This window comes from Thiomicrospira microaerophila, assembly GCF_023278225.1.
GTDB lineage: Bacteria > Pseudomonadota > Gammaproteobacteria > Thiomicrospirales > Thiomicrospiraceae > Thiomicrospira > Thiomicrospira microaerophila_A.
This window is the reverse complement of record NZ_CP070959.1, coordinates 47,692-65,770: the sequence shown is the minus strand read 5'-3', so window position 1 is coordinate 65,770 and position 18,079 is coordinate 47,692. Positions and strand designations below refer to the sequence as shown.

The following is an 18,079-nucleotide window of genomic DNA, read 5'->3' as shown; positions in this document are numbered from 1 at the left end:
TAAGTCCATGAAACGGATTCTTATTGCACCGGATAGTTTTAAAGGCTCGCTTAGTGCGGTTGAATTTTGCCAGATTGCCAACCATTTGATTCAACACTATTGGCCGGAGGTTGAGGTTATTGAGCGGCCGTTATCTGATGGTGGTGAGGGTTTTGTTGATGCGTTTGTTTATGCCGGACTCGCTGAGCGAAAACAGGTTGAAACCCTTGATCCGCTGGGGCATTCGATTCAAGCGGACTTTGCTTGGCAAGCCGAGAGTCATACTGCAATCATCGAAATGGCACAGGCTTCGGGTTTGCCGCGCCTTACACCATCCGAGCGCAACCCATTACACGCCAGCAGTTATGGCACAGGTCTAGTGATTAACGCCGCACTTCAACTCGGTGCGCAACGCGTTATTTTAGGTTTGGGGGGCAGCGCGACCAATGATGGCGGCGCGGGCGCCTTGCAGGCATTGGGGGTTGAGCTGTTAAAATCGGATGGCGAGCCGATTCAGCAAGGCGGAGCAGGCCTGGTCGATTTGGCAGGTATCGGCTGCGTTCCTACGAATTTAAAACAGATTGACTGGCAGTTGGCCTGTGATGTCACCAATCCGCTGCTCGGTGAGTTGGGGGCAACGCGGGTATTTGGTCCGCAAAAAGGCGTGACACCGAAAAATCATGCGCTGTTAGAAAATGGGTTGGCGCAATTTGCAAAGCGGATTGAGCAGGACTTAGGCCGCGCTATGGCTGACCGCCCCGGCGCGGGGGCCGCTGGCGGGATGGCGGGCGGGTTTATCGGGGTGTTAAATGCGCAAACACAAAGTGGTTTTGATTTATTGGCGCAGGCCACCCAGCTAGAAGCGGTTTTTCAAACGCCGTTGGATTTGGTGATCACCGGTGAGGGTAAGCTGGACGCGCAAACACGGATGGGCAAACTGCCGATGCGCCTAGCGCAACTGGCCCAACGCTATCAAGTGCCCACCTTGGGCATTTGCGGTCAACTGGCGGTTTCACCATCTGATCTGCCGGAGTTTATCGGCCTGTTTAGTCTGGTTCAAGGCATCGTGGACGAAAAAACCGCGATGCAACACACCCCCCAATGGCTCCAAAACACCCTCTACAGCACCCTGCGCTTGTTTTGGCAGCCCGACAACCCGCTTTAGCTTGAAGCCTTAGGCCGTTTGCATCGCCCATAGGGGGTTGATGTTGTTGACTTGGGCGGGCATCAGCCATAGTACTTGATAGGGCTGTAAACTTAGCGGTTGTTGGTTTAGTGGATGAACTTTCTTTTCCAATAAATCCACCCAGTCTTGATGGATTTCGTTAGCCTGCTCGAATGGATACTCAAGGGTTTTAACTTGGTTGGTTAGGTTAAACACCGCCAGCAATGGGAAGTCGAGTTCACCTAAACCGCGCCAAACCACAAAAAAGTCCGCCCCCACATCCAATACCTTTTGGGCGCTGTCGGGATGAAATGCCTTGTGTTTTTTGCGCTTTTTCAATACCGAGATTAAACGTTTTAATACCCGCGCGTTTGGGCTATTTTCGGCATCTAACAAGGGTTGCAACTGGCTCATTTCCCATTTTCGGCGATTAATTGAGCGGGTGCGCCCGGTGCGCTCTACCCCGGTTTGATCGTTAACCGTGGCCAAAAGGCTATGGATATACAACGCGGGGATGCCTTGCAAGGTGAGCATGATCATTTGCGAGCAAATAAAGCGTTCGACCTGCCATTGATCCGGATCAAGCGAACCGGCGATTTCTCGAAACGCGCTAAACAAGGCAATATTGATTTCGTAAGGCGATTCGCTGCCATCGGGTCGGCTGCGCATCGACACATAGCCACCTTGTCGGTGCATCCCGTTAATCAGCTCCTGAATTTCATGTTCCGGAAGAATGCCTTCGACCGGGCGCAAGCCAATCCCGTCGTGCGAGGCGGTAAAGTTTAAAAAAGTACAGCCCGATGGCGGCGGCGATAGTTGTTGCGCCCAACGGGTTAGGTAGCTGCCGTTGGCCCGATAGAGCGCATGCAACACCAAGGGTGCTAAACTAAATTGGTACACCATATGCGCCTCATCCCCCTCGCCAAAATACGACAGGTTTTCGGTGTGTGGCACATTGGTTTCGGTCAACACCAACGCACTCGGGCTGACCAACTCAAACACATCCCGAATCAGTTTAACGACTTCATGGGTTTGCGGCAGGTGGATGCAGTCGGTGCCGAGTTTCTTCCATAAGAACGCAATCGCATCCAAACGTAAAATATGGGTTTTCTGTTTGATATAAAACAGCAGGACCTCGATCATTTTGATGAGCACGGCGGGGTTTTCAAAGTTTAAATCAATTTGGTCGGCGCTAAAGGTCGCCCAGACATACTTGCGCCCCCGATGAGTGTATGCCGGCACCAATAGCGGCGAATTGCGTGGTCGCACCACCTGCGAGACATCAGCATCACGCGGCATTTCGATAAAAAACTGGTTAAACGGTGCGACATCAGCTTTGTAATCGGTAAACCAAAGGCTTTCACGCGAGATATGGTTAATCACTAAATCGACCATTAACCGGTAGCCTTGGCTAATGGCGGCAACATCGCTCCAATCACCAAGATCTGGGTCAACCTTAACATAATCAATGACTGAAAAGCCGTCATCCGAACTGTAAGGAAAGAACGGCAGAATATGCAGGGTATTGATCACGTCTTTTACCTGGGTATTTAGAAACTGCTGCAATACCTTTAACGGCGCATCACTCGTGTCTGAATTCAGCAAGCTATCGCCATAACTGATCAATACTACATCTTGCTGGGTCCACTGCTCGTTGTTTTTTTGCGTTTCAATCCCGCAAATTTGAATCAAGCGATTGAGTTCTTGATAGGTGTCTTTGGCCTGCTCTAGCGGATAGAGTTTGTGCAGGCGCTGTTTAATTCGTTCAAAAATCTGTTCGCTCACTTTATTCTCCTTCCTGCTGATTAATTTTTAAAACCATGCTAAGCGACCCTTGTGATCGTCAGATTGCCACGCCGCTTTACGGCTCGCAATGACTGGTTTTTTGTTGTGACCCTACTCTTGTCATCACAAGCCCTTGGGTCGTGGTGATCTAGGCATTATCGAGTTCAACCGCTTGTTTAAGTTCTTCAAAAATATCGGGGAATGCACTGGCAATGCGGTTCCAATTCGGCACAAATGGGCGTTCGTCTTCCATGTTAATAAAGGCATCACCGGCCAGTGAAATATTGTCTGCAAACAACTCCACCACCCGTTCTTCTTGGTGACGATCAAGGCTTAGGCCATTCATCTCGGCATCAAACGCATAGGATTCCAGCTGATCTAACGCGGTACGATAATAGACCGCTCGCACACTGCGCAGGGTGGCACGTGAGAATTGATGACCGCGGGTAGCGAGTTTGCGGAACAGGGACTTGGCAATGTCCTGACTCATGCGTGATAAACCGGCATTGGCATCGTCAAACGACACGATTTGATGTTTATGGTCATAGCGGTCCGCCACCTCAACCTGACAGACACGTCGGGTTGAAAAGTTGCGTCGAATTTCCGCCAAAATGCCGATTTCCAGCCCCCAATCCCCCGGAATCCGCACGTCTTGCAGCGCCCCGACATCCAAGGCGAACTCGCCCGCCAGCGGATAACGAAACGAATCAAGATAACTTAATAACTCATCTTGACCACACACGGTTTCCAGCGCACGCAACAAGGGCGTGACCAACAAGCGTGCCACGCGGCCGTTCATTTTGCCTTCGGCATAACGCGCATAGTAGCCTTTGGAAAACGCAAAGTTAAAGGTGGGGTGCGCCACCGGATAAAGCAAACGTGCGAGCATTTCTCGTTCATAGGTCAAAATATCGCAGTCGTGAAGTGCCACCACCTGCGCTTGTTTAGAAGCGAGCACATAACCAAAACAGCCCCAGACATTTTTGCCTTTGCCCGGTTCGGTAGGTGCTAGGCCTTTTCCAATCAGCGGTTGCATTACAGCTTGAAGCCGTGGGCCGTCGTTCCATAAAATTTTGTGCGGCTGCGGCAGGCGTGAGAAGAATTTTTTCGCATAATCAAACTGCTTCTGATCGGCACGATCTAGACCTATGACGATTTCAGATAAATAAGGCACCTTTTCAAGCTGATTCAAAATGCCGGTTAGGGCTTCACCTTCCAGCTCACTGAATAGCGAGGGTAAAATCAGTCCCATGGGTTTTTGGCGCGAAAAATTAACCAGATCCCATTCCAACTCGTCTAGCGGGCGCTTAGTTAAATTGTGGAAGGTCGTGACCGTACCGTTTTGAAAGAAATCGCTCATAAAGCCTCCTGAAAGATGAAATGGTTGACGGCCTGCGCCCAGCCTTGCGGTGCGTGTTGCGGCGCATGATAAATAACTTGGTTTGGATTTTGCGCGGTTAGATCGAGGTAACCGCCTTGTGGATTCGGCATAATCACCGCGACATCCGCCATCGCCAACATCGCTCGATCGTTGCCACCATCACCCAGTGCTAAGATTCGGGTTGGCGAATCGGCAGCTATAAGTTGCGCCAAGGCAGTAGCCTTGTCATGTTGTGCCATTACATGATAAAAGCGACCGCCTTTTTGTAACTGCAAATGGTGTTGCGCTAGGAACTGAGTGAATTGAACCAGGCCTGCTGGTGAGCCAAGCCAAACAATCGGTTCAGTAACGTCTCGCTGCATGGCTAAATTGGCTGAGGTGTGATCTAAACCGGTTTTTTCGACTAGCTGTTGAACGCTCCAATCCGCAAAGCCTTCAAACTGCCAGCCTTGTTGTTGCCGCCATTCATGAATCAAAGCCAGTATGTCTGCGCGAGACGACCCAATTTGGTGCAAAACCTGGCCATGCCTGACCACGATGCCGCCATTCTCGGCAATAATCGGGTCGGTTAAACCTAACTTTTGTTGCCATTGAATAAGCTCCGCATAGGTCTTGCTAGAGTTTAATATCAATGGAACACCCGCCTGTTGAAGCTGCTTTATCAGCGGTATCACCGGCTTATATTCATAGCTGTGATGATTTAACAAGGTTCCGTCAAGATCGGTTGAGACCAACCAGGATGTCATAGACCTCTCCTTTTGTTTTTCATTCAGATATAAACTTTTTAGCAAAATTGATTCCATAAAATTAGGAATAAATCGTGTTTTCAGGTTGGGGTTCTTGGTAAAACTGCATGAACAGAGGTTGCGAGTTTCGGTTTTTCTATTGATTTTGCGTTAAAATGACTGACTTTTGATTGAACAATACATGGGTTGGTTTATGGATCGTCTGCAACGGGTTAGCTTGTTAAAACAATGTCTCACTGAACGTGTTATGGTGCTGGATGGCGCAATGGGCACAATGATTCAGGGTTTGAACCTGTCTGAGGAGGATTTTCGCGGTGAGACGTTTGCCGACTTCCATATGGATATCAAAGGCAATAACGATATTTTGGTGATCACCAAACCCGATGCGATTCGCAACATCCATTTAAGTTTTTTGCGCCAAGGCGTCGATATTCTTGAAACCAACTCGTTTAACGCCACCACGATTGCGCAAGCCGATTACGATATGCAGGATCAGGTGCGCGACATTAACATTTGTGCCGCCAAAGTCGCGCGTGAGGCCTGTGACATCGCCCAAGCGGAAGATGGCAAACCGCGTTTTGTTGCCGGGGTGCTCGGCCCAACAAACCGTACGGCGTCGATTTCGCCGGATGTGAACGACCCGGGCTTTCGTAACACCAGCTTTGATGAGCTGGTCGGTGCCTATGTGCAAGCGACCGAAGCCTTATTGGAAGGCGGTGCGGATGTTATTTTAATTGAAACGATTTTCGACACCCTTAACGCCAAAGCCGCGATTTTTGCCGTCAAACAGGTCGAAGACGCGCTGGGTGAAGAGTTGCCGATTATGATTTCCGGCACCATCACCGATGCTTCGGGGCGGACTTTATCCGGCCAAACCACCGAAGCTTTTTATAATGCAATTCGCCATGCCAAACCGCTATCGGTTGGCCTCAACTGTGCGCTCGGCCCGAAAGAATTACGCCCCTATGTTGAAGAGCTCAGCCGTATTGCTGAATGCTATGTATCGGTGCATCCGAATGCAGGCCTGCCGAATGAATTTGGTGAATATGACGAAACCCCCGAACAAATGGCGGCTGAAGTGCAAACCTGGGCGCAAGCCGGTTGGCTGAATATTATCGGCGGCTGTTGCGGCACTACGCCGGATCACGTTGAAGCCATGGCTCAGGCGGCACTCGCCCATCCACAACGCACTATTCCTGAAATTAAAAAAGCCTGTCGTTTGTCTGGCTTAGAGCCAATGACGATTGATGACACCACCCTGTTTGTCAATGTCGGTGAGCGTAATAACGTGACCGGTTCGGCGCTGTTTAAACGGTTAATTATTGAAGATAACTACGAACAAGCGGTTGAAATCGCGGTTAAGCAGGTGAATGACGGTGCGCAAATTATTGATGTCAATATGGACGAAGGCATGCTCGATGCCAAGGCCTGTATGACGCGCTTTTTGAATATGATGGCCGGGGAGCCGGATGCCGCACGGGTGCCAGTGATGATTGACTCATCGAAATGGGAAGCGATTGAAGCCGGTTTAAAGTGTATTCAAGGCAAAGGCATTGTTAACTCGATTTCACTCAAAGAGGGTGAAGCCAACTTTTTAGCCCAAGCGAAATTGATTCAGCGTTACGGCGCGGCAACGATTGTCATGGCGTTTGATGAGGACGGCCAAGCCGATACCTTTGCGCGTAAAAAAGAAATTTGTAAGCGCTCGTATGATTTATTGGTGGCGAATGGCTTCCCGCCAGAGGACATTATTTTCGACCCGAATATTTTTGCCGTTGCCACCGGCATTGAAGAACACAATAACTACGCAGTGGATTTTATCGAGGCCACCGGTTGGATTAAACAAAACCTGCCTTATGCCATGGTGTCCGGCGGCGTATCGAACGTATCCTTTTCGTTCCGTGGCAATAATCCAGTACGCGAAGCGATTCACTCGGTGTTTTTGTATTACGCGATTCAGCAAGGCATGGATATGGGCATCGTCAATGCCGGCCAAATGGCGATTTATGACGACCTCGACCCAGAACTGAAGCAAGCGGTTGAAGACGTTATTCTTAACAAAGACCCGGAAGCAGCCGACCGTTTACTGGAAGTGGCGGAAAAATTCCGTGGTGACGGCTCGGTACAAGGCAAAGAATCAGACATCAAGTGGCGTGAAGCTTCGGTTGAAAAGCGCTTAGAACACGCACTGGTTAAAGGCATTACCGACTTTATTGAAGATGACACCGAAGAAGCACGCACCACGCTCGGTTCGCCATTGCAAGTGATCGAAGGGCCACTCATGGACGGCATGAACGTGGTCGGCGATTTATTTGGCGCGGGCAAAATGTTCTTGCCGCAGGTGGTCAAGTCTGCGCGGGTGATGAAGCGTGCGGTGGCCTATTTGCAACCCTATTTAGAAGCTGAAAAATCCTCGGGTCAAGCCAAAGGCAAGATTGTCATGGCAACCGTCAAAGGCGATGTGCATGACATCGGCAAAAACATTGTCGGCGTGGTGTTGCAGTGTAATAACTTTGAAGTGATTGATTTGGGCGTCATGGTGCCGGCAGAGAAAATTCTCGATACCGCATTACGTGAAGGCGCGAATGTCATCGGTTTGTCGGGTTTGATTACGCCTTCACTGGAAGAAATGGTGCATGTCGCCAAAGAAATGCAACGTCGCGGTATGTCGATTCCGTTATTAATCGGTGGCGCAACCACCTCCAAAGCCCATACCGCGGTCAAAATCGAACCGCAATATGAGCATCCGGTGGTCTATGTGAAGGACGCCTCGCGTGCAGTCGGTGTGGCGCAAAGCCTGATTTCCAACGAACTGAAAGCCGATTTTGCCGCCAAAATTCGTGACGAGTATGTACAACTGCGTGAAGAGCGCAAAGCACGCGCCAAGCAAGTCAAACGCACGCCGCTAAACAAAGCGCGTGAAAACCCGATCCCGATAGATTGGACGGATTACACCCCGCCAAAACCGACTTTCCTCGGCAAAAAGGTATTCGATAACATTGCCTTAGAAGACCTCTTACCGCGCATTGACTGGTCGCCATTTTTCCAATCCTGGGATTTGCATGGCCTCTATCCGCGCATTTTAGACGATAAGATTGTCGGCGAAGAAGCGAAAAAAGTGTTTGCCGATGCGCAAACCATGCTGAAACAGATCATCGAGGAAAAATGGCTGACGGCTCGTGCGGTGATTGGCTTTTATCCGGCCAATGCGGTGGGCGATGATATTGAGCTTTACACCGATGACAGCCGTGCCACGCCATTAACTCGCTTGCATCATCTGCGCCAACAGGCGGAGAAAAAACCCGGCCAGTATAATCAGTGCTTGAGCGACTACATTGCACCGAAAGCGAGTTCAGCAGGCCTGGTGCTGCCCGATTATATAGGCGCATTTGCGGTCACCGCCGGAATTGGCATTGACGAGCATATCGCTCGTTTTGAAGCCGAGCATGATGATTATCGCTCGATTATGCTTAAAGCCCTAGCTGACCGTTTGGCCGAAGCATTGGCTGAGCATCTGCATGAGCTGGTACGTAAAGACTTCTGGGGTTATGCAAGCGATGAAAACCTGACCAACGAAGAGCTGATCAAAGAAAAATATCAAGGGATTCGTCCGGCACCCGGTTATCCGGCCAATCCAGAACACACCGAAAAAGGTACACTTTGGGAACTGTTGCAGCCAGATCAAGAAATTGGTTTAGAACTGACCTCCAGCTATGCGATGACGCCAACCGCAGCGGTATCCGGCTGGTATTTTGCGCATCCGCAAAGCAAATATTTCGGCGTCGGTTCAATAGGTCGTGATCAAGCCGAAGACTATGCGCACCGTAAAGGCTGGACCATCGCCGAAGCCGAAAAATGGCTGGCACCGAACTTGGGTTACGACCCAGAAGATTTTAACTAGGTTTTGCTTAAGGTAAGCAATTTAGTTATGATAAAACGTCATTAATACACATTGAGTTAGAGGTGATGAAATGCAAGCTGTTTACCACTGCAATTTAGATGAACTCAATGAGGAGTTCATTACCAACTTAAAAAAACAGTTTACTCATGCCAAGGTCGATATCGCCATTCGCGAAATGGATGAAACTGATTTTGTAGACCAACAAACAGCTAAGCTTCAGGCTTTAATTGATGAAGGCTTAGCCAGTGGCATTGGTTGTGCTTCTATGCAGGACTTAATGAACCAAGCAAAAGCTGAACTAGGCTATGTTTAATGGCTTATTTTCTTACAGCTAAAGCCGAGCGGGACATCGTTAAGCTGATTGTTGATGGCACACGAAAGTTTGGATTCGTACAAGCCGAAACCTACCATCAAGCTTTAACCCAGGCCTTTCAGCTTTTAAGTGATTTCCCTGAGACGGCACCGCTATCAGATAGATTTGGAGGTGGCATTCGAATCTATCCTTTCAAAAAACATGTGATTCTTTATTCACTTCAAGCACGAAACGATGTTTTAATTGTTCGCGTTCGCCATAGCCGAGAAAATTGGCTATCAGCAAAATCAAATAAACACACATTGCTATAAATTTAATTACGCCAATAAAAAAGGCTGGGAATCCCAGCCTTTTTGCTCTGCCGCATGGCGATGTTTCGGTTGTCGGCGATAATCTTTTTTCGATTTATGCCCGACCGATTTGCCACCCAGCAAGGTCATCATCTCGATAAACACAAGATTACGTTGTTGTTTATGTTGCACTTTGCGTTTTGCCATAGGTTATAATCTCCTTTTTCGTTTTAGCTTAGTTATTATAGACCTAACTAAAATACCTTGAACCATTTCAGCTTCCATAATTATAACATTGGCATGTCGCAACGTAATCATTTAACGAATAGAAAGCTCGGCTATGGTCTGCGCGACTTTATCCAGAAAGAGGGCTACAACCGCAAACATCTTGGCAAGGATATTGTTGCCGGTTTGACCGTAGGCATTTTAGCGATTCCGGTTTCTATGGCCTTGGCGATGGGGATTGGTATTTCACCGATTTATGGACTTTATACTGCGATAGTGGCCGGTTTTGTGACCGCCTTGTTAGGCGGATCTCGTTTTAGTGTGGCTGGGCCGACCGCATCTCTGGTGATTCTGCTTATTCCGGTGAATGAGATCTATGGCTTGCTTGGCATTACATTGGTTTCACTGTTAACAGGCCTGCTACTGATTTTGATGGCTTATTATCGCTTTGGGCGTTGGATTGAATACATCCCTGAAACCATTACGCTTGGGTTTACCACCGGGATTGCCACCGTTATTATTCTGTTGCAGATCAATTTCTTTTTTGGGCTTGCGCTAGAGAATCTTCCGAGTCAATTTTTAGATCGACTTAGCTTGATGTTGCAGGCTTTAGTTAGCCAAATTCACTGGCCTTCGACCTTGATTGGTGCCGGAACTCTTGTTTTTATGATCGGTTGGAAAAGGCTAAACGTTTCGTTTCCCGGCCATCTTCCGAGCTTGGTCATTGCCACGCTGATTGCTTTCTACTGGAACCACCAAGGCGCTGACATTTTGACCATTGGCAGTTTATTTGGCGAGATACCGCACCACCTGCCGATTTTTCAGGGGCCGGAAGTAATACAACAGCTCGCGTTAATGGATAGCGCGGCAATCTGGGGACTGATTTCGTTTCTGTTGCCGATTGCTTTAACACTTGCACTGTTAATTTCGATGGAGTCGTTGCTGTGTGCCAGTGTACTTGATAACCAAGCGAATACACGCCACTCGCCAAACAGTGAGCTACAAGGCCAGGGGCTCGGCAACATGGCTTCTGCGCTATTTGGTGGCTTTGCATCCAGCGGTGCGATTGCGCGCTCGATGACTAATTTCCGTGCAGGTGCGGTGAGTCCTGTTGCGTCGATGATTCATGCCGTCGTGGTGGTATTTGCAATCTATTTTTTAGCTGGTTTTTTAGAATATATTCCACTGGCAGCCATGTCTGCGCTGCTGATTGTCGTCGCTTGGAATATGAGTGCGTTTCCTAGAGCTATCGCATTGATTCGCGGTGCTGATCGCGGTGATCTCTTGGTTTATTTGGCCTGTTTTAGCCTTATTCTTTTGGTTGATATCGTTTATGCGGTCATTGCCGGCATGGTGTTGGCTTCGGTGTTATTTATTAAAGATATTGCTGAGATGACTAAACTGCAAAACATTGGTGACCATAAGCGTTATAGGTCTATTGAGCTACCGACGGATTGGATTATGTACCGGATTCAGGGACCGCTGTTTTTCGCTGCAGCTGACCGAATTTTTGCTGAACTGATTGAGGAGCTGCCTAACCAGCGCGGCATTATTATTCAAATGGATGCGGTCACGATTCTTGACTCTGGAGGACTTTCAGCACTGCGTCGTTTTGTGGCCAGTGCAGAAAAACAAGGCGTGGATGTTTATCTGAGTGAGCTTCAATTCCAACCACTTCGCACCCTTGCCCGCTACGGGCTGGATAAGTTTGGAACTCACTTTAAATTATTTTCAAGCCTAGAAGAAGCTCAGGCCGCGATCTACCCGCAAAATCAGACAGTTGAGCAGCCAACAAGCAGGCCTGGTTAGGGATAAACCTTATTTATATCCCAGTAAAAAGCTCAAGCTTTAGTTTTCACAGTAACTAAGGCAAACTATGCAAAAATTATTATGGATTTGAAATGGAAATTACAGTTTGGTCCGGATGGCTAGCCGGAATTGCGATTGGGTTATTTGTTACCCTACACTTTTGGTTACTGGGTAAGCCTGCCGGCTGCTCTACCGGGTACGGGAATCTTTGTGGGCTGATGTGTCGGCGTGTTAAGTTTTTTCGGATGGGTGAATACACCGACCTTAATAATTCTAAGCTTTGGTTTTTAATTGGGATTCCGCTGGGTGGTTTAATTTCCGCGCTTACCTCAATTGATACTTGGCATTTTAGTTTTGACATGGGTATGTATGAAGCGGTGTTGCCCCAAACCTATTCAGCCAAAGCGATTTGGTTAATTTTTGGTGGCATGCTACTGGGTTTCGGTGCTCGTTTAGCCGGTGCCTGTACTACCGGCCATGCTTTGGTTGGAGGCGCGATGCTGAACCCGGCCAGCTTGCTGGCGGGCGCAGTGTTTTTTGGTAGCGCGCTAATTACAACACATCTACTATTTGGGTTTTAAGCCATGACAATGACTAAAAAGGTTAATATTATTGCCTTAGGCATGGGAGCGCTGTTTGGTTTTTTGATGAGCCGTGCTGGGGCTACCACCTATGATTTCCACGCGAAAATGTTTTTATTTCAAGATTTTCAACTAATGGAAGTTATTGCAACTGCAGTAATAGTGGCTATGTTAGGGGTGTTTACACTCAAACATTTTCAGGTACAAGCGGTTGTGACTAAAACGCCGGTCGATTTTGTTAAAAAGCCTTATCAGCAGGGTCTGATTCTTGGCGCTTTATTGTTTGGTATCGGCTGGGGAATGACCGCAGCTTGTCCGGGAACGATCCCTGCGATGATAGCCGAAGGCAAAATCGGTGCGATTTTTACTTTTGTTGGACTGCTGCTTGGCACCATGGCCTATGGCATCTTGCAAACCTATATGCAGCATGAGCATCCAAAATCCTAGTGAAGTCGAAACTTTAGCCTTTAACCTTTTTAAATAACCTGATAGTTAAGCTCAGGTTATTTAATTGATATTTAATGATGTTTTTTTCAAGTTTGATTGTTTTTCCAGTATAATCTCCTTCTTTTTTGAACGTTCCTACAGGTTTTTTCTTCATGACCACCGATCATATTCGTAATATCGCTATTATTGCTCACGTTGACCACGGCAAAACAACCCTTGTTGACAAACTACTTCGCCAATCTGGCACCCTTGATGACCGTAAAGATCAAGGTGAACGCGTGATGGACTCTAACGACCAAGAGAAAGAACGCGGTATTACAATCCTGTCAAAAAACACTGCCGTTGACTGGAATGGTTATCGCATTAATATCGTCGATACCCCAGGCCATGCTGACTTTGGTGGGGAAGTTGAACGTATTTTATCGATGGTTGATTCGGTATTACTGTTAGTCGATGCGGTTGAAGGCCCAATGCCACAAACCCGTTTCGTAACCCAAAAAGCATTGCAACAAGGTTTAAAGCCTATTGTCGTGGTGAATAAGGTGGATCGTGATGCTGCTCGTCCTGATTGGGTTGTAGATCAAACCTTTGATTTGTTCGACCGTTTAGGTGCGACCGACGAGCAAATGGATTTCCCGATTTTATTTGCTTCAGGTTTCAATGGTTATGCAGGTCGTGAATCTACCGTTCGCTCTGGCGACATGACCCCTATTTTTGAAACCATTGTTGAAAAAGTTCCGGCTCCGGATGTTGACTTAGGCGGCCCATTCCAATTGCAATGTATTTCATTGGCTTACGATACCTATAAAGGGGTTATCGGCACCGGACGTATTAAGCGCGGTGCAGTGCAAGTAGGTATGCCGGTTGCTGTATTAGACAAGGATGGTAACAAACGTAATGCACGTATTGGTGAGTTATTCGGTTTTAAAGGCTTAGACCGCGTTAACATTTCTGAAGCTCATGCCGGTGATATCGTCGCGTTCAGTGGTTTAGATCCGCTCAATATCTCTGACACCTTAACAGACCCTAACCACCCTGAAGCGCTGCCTGCGTTAACGGTTGACCAACCCACGGTTAGCATGACATTCCAGGTGAATACTTCACCGTTTGTCGGCCAAGAAGGCAAGCTGTTAACCTCACGCCAAATCCGTGAACGTTTAGACAAAGAATTATTAACCAACGTGGCATTACGCGTTGAAGACACTGAAGATGCAAACAAATTCCGTGTTTCAGGTCGTGGTGAACTTCACTTATCGGTATTGATTGAAACTATGCGTCGTGAAGGCTTTGAGCTGGGTGTTTCACGTCCTGAAGTTATTTTCCGTGAAATTGATGGTGAGACTTGTGAGCCTTATGAAACCCTAACGGTCGATGTTCCAGAAGACAACCAAGGTACTGTTATGGAGCAATTGGGTATGCGTAAAGCAATCATGACCGACATGGTGCCTGATGGTCAAGGCCGAGTTCGCATTGACTTCACCATTCCTTCACGTGGTTTGATTGGTTACCGTACTGAGTTCTTAACCGCAACCCAGGGTAATGGTTTAATTTTCAGTAGTTTTTCACATTACGGGCCTAAATTTGAAGGCAGCGTAGGTGAGCGTACTCGCGGTGTTTTGATTGCGATGAGTACAGGTAAGGCGCTTGGCTTTGCTTTGTTTAACTTGCAAGAACGCGGCCGTCTGTTTATTGGTCATGGCGACGAAGTTTACGAAGGCCAGGTTATTGGCCTACACAGCCGTGAAAATGATCTAACCGTTAACGCGCTAAAAGGCAAACAATTGACCAACATGCGCGCATCAGGTACCGACGAGGCGATTGTTCTAACACCGCCAATTCGTTTTACACTCGAACAGGCGCTTGAGTTTATTGATGATGACGAACTGGTAGAGGTAACCCCACAGTCGGTTCGTATTCGTAAAAAACACTTAACCGAGAATGATCGTAAGCGTCACAGTCGTTCAGCGAAAAACTAGGTTAACCCAAAATGGCATCACTCTACCCTTACATCGAACCCTATCATTCAGGCTTTATTGATGTAGGGGATGGGCATCAAATCTATTATGAGCAATGCGGCAACCCACAAGGCCAGCCCGTTTTGTTTGTTCATGGTGGGCCTGGGGGCGGATGCTCACCTGATCATCGGCGGTTCTTTGACCCTGAAGCCTATCAAATAACCTTATTTGATCAGCGGGGTGCCGGTCGCTCTCGTCCTCATGCCGAACTCCAACACAATACTACAGCTCATTTGATCGCTGATATTGAGCAGCTTAGGCAACAGCTTGATGTTGAAAGTTGGTTGCTGTTTGGCGGTTCTTGGGGCTCGACACTCTCACTGGTTTACGCACAAAGTTATCCACAGCATGTACACAGCTTAATCTTGCGCGGTATTTTCCTTTGTCGTCAACAGGATATAGATTGGTTTTACCAGCAAGGGGCAAGCGAAATCTACCCGGATTACTGGCAAGACTTTGTTGCGCCTATTGCTGAAAATGAGCGCAATGCCCTTGTAACCGCCTATTATGCGCGTTTAACCGGTGCAGATGAAGTGGCGAGGATGCGTGCTGCCGAGGCCTGGTCAATTTGGGAAGGCCGAACTTCAAACCTTAAAACACAACAAGATGTAGTGGCTCATTTTGCTCATCCACACCATGCACTCGCCATGGCACGGATAGAGTGCCACTATTTTATCCACAATGCCTTTCTTGCAAACAATCAGATCCTAGAACAAGCCCACAAGTTGGCTGATATTCCCTGTGTTATTATTCATGGTCGTTACGATATGGTATGTCCAATTAATCAAGCATTTGCTCTACACCAAGCCATGCCTCACTCTGAATTAATCATCTGCTCACAAAGTGGACATTCTGCTTTCGAAGCAGAAATTTTAAACTCACTGATTCATACTACCCATCGTTTTTCTAACCAGGCCTGGTAATAACTATTTAAGCTGTTTAACTTTTAGCTTGAAGTAGTTAGAATAGGAATAAATAAACAAAGCGAATAATTTATGGATCAGCCGCTCACGCATATTCTGGTTGTTGAAGATGACCCTATCACGCGCATTACACTCAGTAAAGTTCTTGAGAAGTCAGGTTTTTCTATTATTCTTGCTGAGAATGGTAGGGTTGGCTTAAATAAATTCATTAAACACAGCCCCCAATTGGTTCTAATGGATGCCATGATGCCTGAAATGAATGGCTATGAAACCATTACTGCCATTCGCAACTATGAGAAAGATCGCGCCATACCTATCTTAATGCTTACATCATTAGATGATCTTGAGTCGGTGGATCATGCTTTTGAAGTTGGTGCGACCGATTTTATTACCAAACCGATTAACTGGTCTTTGCTTAGCCAGCGTGTGCGTTATGCAATCCGTACTAGCCAAATTGAAGATGACCTTCGGCGGAGTAAGGCGCAACTTTCATATGCTCAAAAACTTGCTAAACTTGGTTACTGGGAATGGGATGCGATAAGAGATAATGTTTCTGGTTCTGCTTCTGCCTTTCAACTATTCAATATTCCGCACCAAAACAACATCAATATGGAGCGATTTTTATCTAATGTGGTAGCACAAGACCTGCCGCTACTCCATCAAACAGTAAGCGAAGCCGCGCGTGGTCAATCCCACATAGAAATCAGCTTTCGAGTTCAATCCACTAACAATTTAATCAGCCATATCGAATGTCTCGGTGAAGTGCATTATGACGAGCATGGAGTGATGCAAGGGATTGTCGGTTCCGTTCAGGACATCACGCGCCTTCACCGGGCCGAATCTTTGATTGATTACCAAACCCGTCACGACAACTTAACCGAACTGGCCAACCGCACCTTTTTTACTGAAGAACTGGTTAAACATTGCCAACAATGCGCTTCATGCCTAAGTGCAGTAGTTATTTTCGATATTGACCGATTTAAAACCATCAATGACAATCTTGGACAAAATCATGGCGATGAATTACTGGTCTCTTTAGCCCTAAGAATTCGACGTATAACACGTGAGGGTGATTTTATTGCACGTTTGGGCAGTGATGAATTTGCCGTCTTAATTCGAAACTATAAAAACACTAATGAACTCAATCAATTAGTTCACCGAATTTACCAAGACCTAAAGCAGTCGTTTGTAGTCAAGGATCAGGAGCTTTTTCTAACCTATAGCATGGGGATTGCTATTTTCCCTGATGATGCTCTCGATGCTGAAACCGTATTACAAAAAGCGAATATAGCGCGCGGACAAGCGAAACAAACTGGCGGTAACCAAGCCTTATTTTATCGTGCTGAAATGAATGCTGAAGCCAAGCAACAACTGTTACTGGAAAATGACCTGCGTCGTGCACTTGAACAAAACCAAATTCAAGTTTTCTTTCAACCCCAGGTTGATGCACATAGCTTGCAACCTGTCGGTGCGGAAGCCTTGGTTCGCTGGATGCATCCGGAACTGGGGATGGTTTCTCCTGTTATTTTTATTCCCTTGGCTGAGAGCACCGGGCTTATACTTGAGATAGGTCGTTATGTGATGGAGCAGTCGATCAGGCAATTAGAAGCTTGGCATGCTGCTGGCTTTAATCATATGCGGGTGGGAGTAAACCTGTCAGCGAGACAGTTTAGCCTTAGCGATTTAGTTTTGGATGTAGAGGCCTTATTAAGTAGTACCAGTATCGCACCCAAATACCTCGACCTAGAGATTACCGAAAGCTTTGCGATGAGCAATGCTGAACACAACATCAGTGTTTTGCGCAGCCTAAAAGCGATGGGCGTTTCAATTTCAATTGATGACTTTGGTACGGGTTATTCCTCATTGGCTTATTTACACAAATTTCCAATAGACACGATTAAAATCGATCGTTCTTTTATCCTTAATCTGACGACCAAAGAAGGTCAGTCGATTGCTCGTACCATTATTGCTATGGCGAATGCGCTCGACCTTGAAGTCATTGCTGAAGGCATAGAAGACGAAAGCCAGATTCAATTTTTACAAGCGAAAAACTGCGATATACTTCAGGGCTTCAAATTTGGCAAACCCATGCCCGCCCATGAATTTATGGCCTATTTAAGCCAATTTAAAAAACCGATAGGAGCTGCTCAATGAGCCAAATTCTCGACTATGACAACCTCAATATGCTTAAAGAAGTGATCGGGGATGATCTTAAAGCCATTTTAGAAAGTTTTAATGATATTACTCCGCAGGTTATCGAACAGCTGGATCAAGCCATTCAGCAGCAGAATGCCACAGAAGTAAGACATCAGGCTCATACTCTCAAAGGCAGTGCCGCGAATGTAGGGGCTATCGAATTACCCGCGCTTTGTTTCGAATTAGAGAATATGGGGAGAACCGGTGAGTTAGCTGGAGCTGAAGCCCTTTTTACGCAGATTAACGCCAGTTATAGCCGCCTGTCTGCCGCAGTAAATGAATATATAAATACCGAACTGTAAACCTAACCATTAAATAGAGAA

Annotated in this window: 15 protein-coding genes; 11 read left to right on the top strand and 4 right to left on the bottom strand. The window is 47.1% G+C overall.

The genetic code is table 11. The features are described from left to right. The first annotated feature begins 7 nt into the window (after positions 1 to 7). Positions 8 to 1,144: a glycerate kinase gene (locus tag JX580_RS00330; RefSeq protein ID WP_248850822.1), complete on the top strand. Its 1,137-nt coding sequence runs from the start codon at positions 8 to 10 to the stop codon at positions 1,142 to 1,144. A gap of 9 nt (positions 1,145 to 1,153) precedes the next feature. Here the strand turns inward: JX580_RS00330 and JX580_RS00325 are convergent, their stop codons facing one another. From JX580_RS00325 to JX580_RS00315, 3 genes are all read right to left on the bottom strand, one after another. After that, on the bottom strand, positions 1,154 to 2,929 hold the full coding sequence (locus JX580_RS00325; protein ID WP_248850821.1) for a sugar phosphorylase: 1,776 nt from the start codon (positions 2,927 to 2,929) through the stop codon (positions 1,154 to 1,156). A 148-nt stretch (positions 2,930 to 3,077) separates the two neighbouring features. Beyond that, positions 3,078 to 4,289, bottom strand: a complete 1,212-nt coding sequence (locus JX580_RS00320) for a glycosyl transferase (RefSeq protein WP_248850820.1) — start codon at positions 4,287 to 4,289, stop codon at positions 3,078 to 3,080. Next, positions 4,286 to 5,056 (bottom strand): HAD-IIB family hydrolase, encoded by a 771-nt coding sequence (locus JX580_RS00315; RefSeq protein ID WP_248850819.1) that lies wholly within the window; start codon positions 5,054 to 5,056, stop codon positions 4,286 to 4,288. Before JX580_RS00315 ends, JX580_RS00320 begins: the two co-directional genes overlap by 4 nt. A 193-nt stretch (positions 5,057 to 5,249) precedes the next feature. Here JX580_RS00315 and metH point away from each other — a divergent pair, with 193 nt between their 5' ends. From metH to JX580_RS00300, 3 genes are all read left to right on the top strand, one after another. Continuing rightward, positions 5,250 to 8,957, top strand: coding sequence for a methionine synthase (gene metH / locus JX580_RS00310; protein WP_248850818.1), 3,708 nt, complete (start codon positions 5,250 to 5,252; stop codon positions 8,955 to 8,957). A gap of 70 nt (positions 8,958 to 9,027) precedes the next feature. Then, positions 9,028 to 9,270, top strand: coding sequence for a hypothetical protein (locus JX580_RS00305; protein ID WP_248850817.1), 243 nt, complete (start codon positions 9,028 to 9,030; stop codon positions 9,268 to 9,270). Further along, positions 9,270 to 9,581 (top strand): type II toxin-antitoxin system RelE/ParE family toxin, encoded by a 312-nt coding sequence (locus JX580_RS00300; RefSeq protein WP_248850816.1) that lies wholly within the window; start codon positions 9,270 to 9,272, stop codon positions 9,579 to 9,581. Before JX580_RS00305 ends, JX580_RS00300 begins: the two co-directional genes overlap by 1 nt. 6 nt (positions 9,582 to 9,587) lie before the next feature. Here the strand turns inward: JX580_RS00300 and JX580_RS00295 are convergent, their stop codons facing one another. Next, the gene (locus JX580_RS00295; RefSeq protein ID WP_248850815.1) at positions 9,588 to 9,767 is read right to left on the bottom strand and encodes a hypothetical protein; all 180 of its coding nucleotides are present in this window, start codon (positions 9,765 to 9,767) and stop codon (positions 9,588 to 9,590) included. Between the two features lie 93 nt (positions 9,768 to 9,860). On the opposite strand from JX580_RS00295, the gene dauA reads away from it, so the two are divergent. From dauA to JX580_RS00260, 7 genes are all read left to right on the top strand, one after another. After that, complete coding sequence (gene dauA, locus JX580_RS00290; protein WP_248850814.1) at positions 9,861 to 11,594, top strand: C4-dicarboxylic acid transporter DauA; 1,734 nt, start codon at positions 9,861 to 9,863, stop codon at positions 11,592 to 11,594. Positions 11,595 to 11,686: 92 nt separating this feature from the next. Beyond that, positions 11,687 to 12,175, top strand: coding sequence for a YeeE/YedE family protein (locus tag JX580_RS00285; protein ID WP_248850813.1), 489 nt, complete (start codon positions 11,687 to 11,689; stop codon positions 12,173 to 12,175). 3 nt (positions 12,176 to 12,178) lie between these two features. Next, positions 12,179 to 12,622: a DUF6691 family protein gene (locus JX580_RS00280; RefSeq protein WP_248850812.1), complete on the top strand. Its 444-nt coding sequence runs from the start codon at positions 12,179 to 12,181 to the stop codon at positions 12,620 to 12,622. 152 nt (positions 12,623 to 12,774) lie between these two features. Beyond that, complete coding sequence (gene typA / locus JX580_RS00275) at positions 12,775 to 14,598, top strand: translational GTPase TypA (protein ID WP_248850811.1); 1,824 nt, start codon at positions 12,775 to 12,777, stop codon at positions 14,596 to 14,598. A gap of 11 nt (positions 14,599 to 14,609) precedes the next feature. Continuing rightward, the gene (gene pip, locus JX580_RS00270) at positions 14,610 to 15,560 is read left to right on the top strand and encodes a prolyl aminopeptidase (protein ID WP_248850810.1); all 951 of its coding nucleotides are present in this window, start codon (positions 14,610 to 14,612) and stop codon (positions 15,558 to 15,560) included. 72 nt (positions 15,561 to 15,632) lie between these two features. Then, positions 15,633 to 17,714: a two-component system response regulator gene (locus tag JX580_RS00265; RefSeq protein ID WP_248850809.1), complete on the top strand. Its 2,082-nt coding sequence runs from the start codon at positions 15,633 to 15,635 to the stop codon at positions 17,712 to 17,714. Further along, positions 17,711 to 18,058: an Hpt domain-containing protein gene (locus tag JX580_RS00260; RefSeq protein ID WP_248850808.1), complete on the top strand. Its 348-nt coding sequence runs from the start codon at positions 17,711 to 17,713 to the stop codon at positions 18,056 to 18,058. The genes JX580_RS00265 and JX580_RS00260 overlap by 4 nt, the downstream gene beginning before the upstream one ends. Positions 18,059 to 18,079 lie beyond the last annotated feature (21 nt).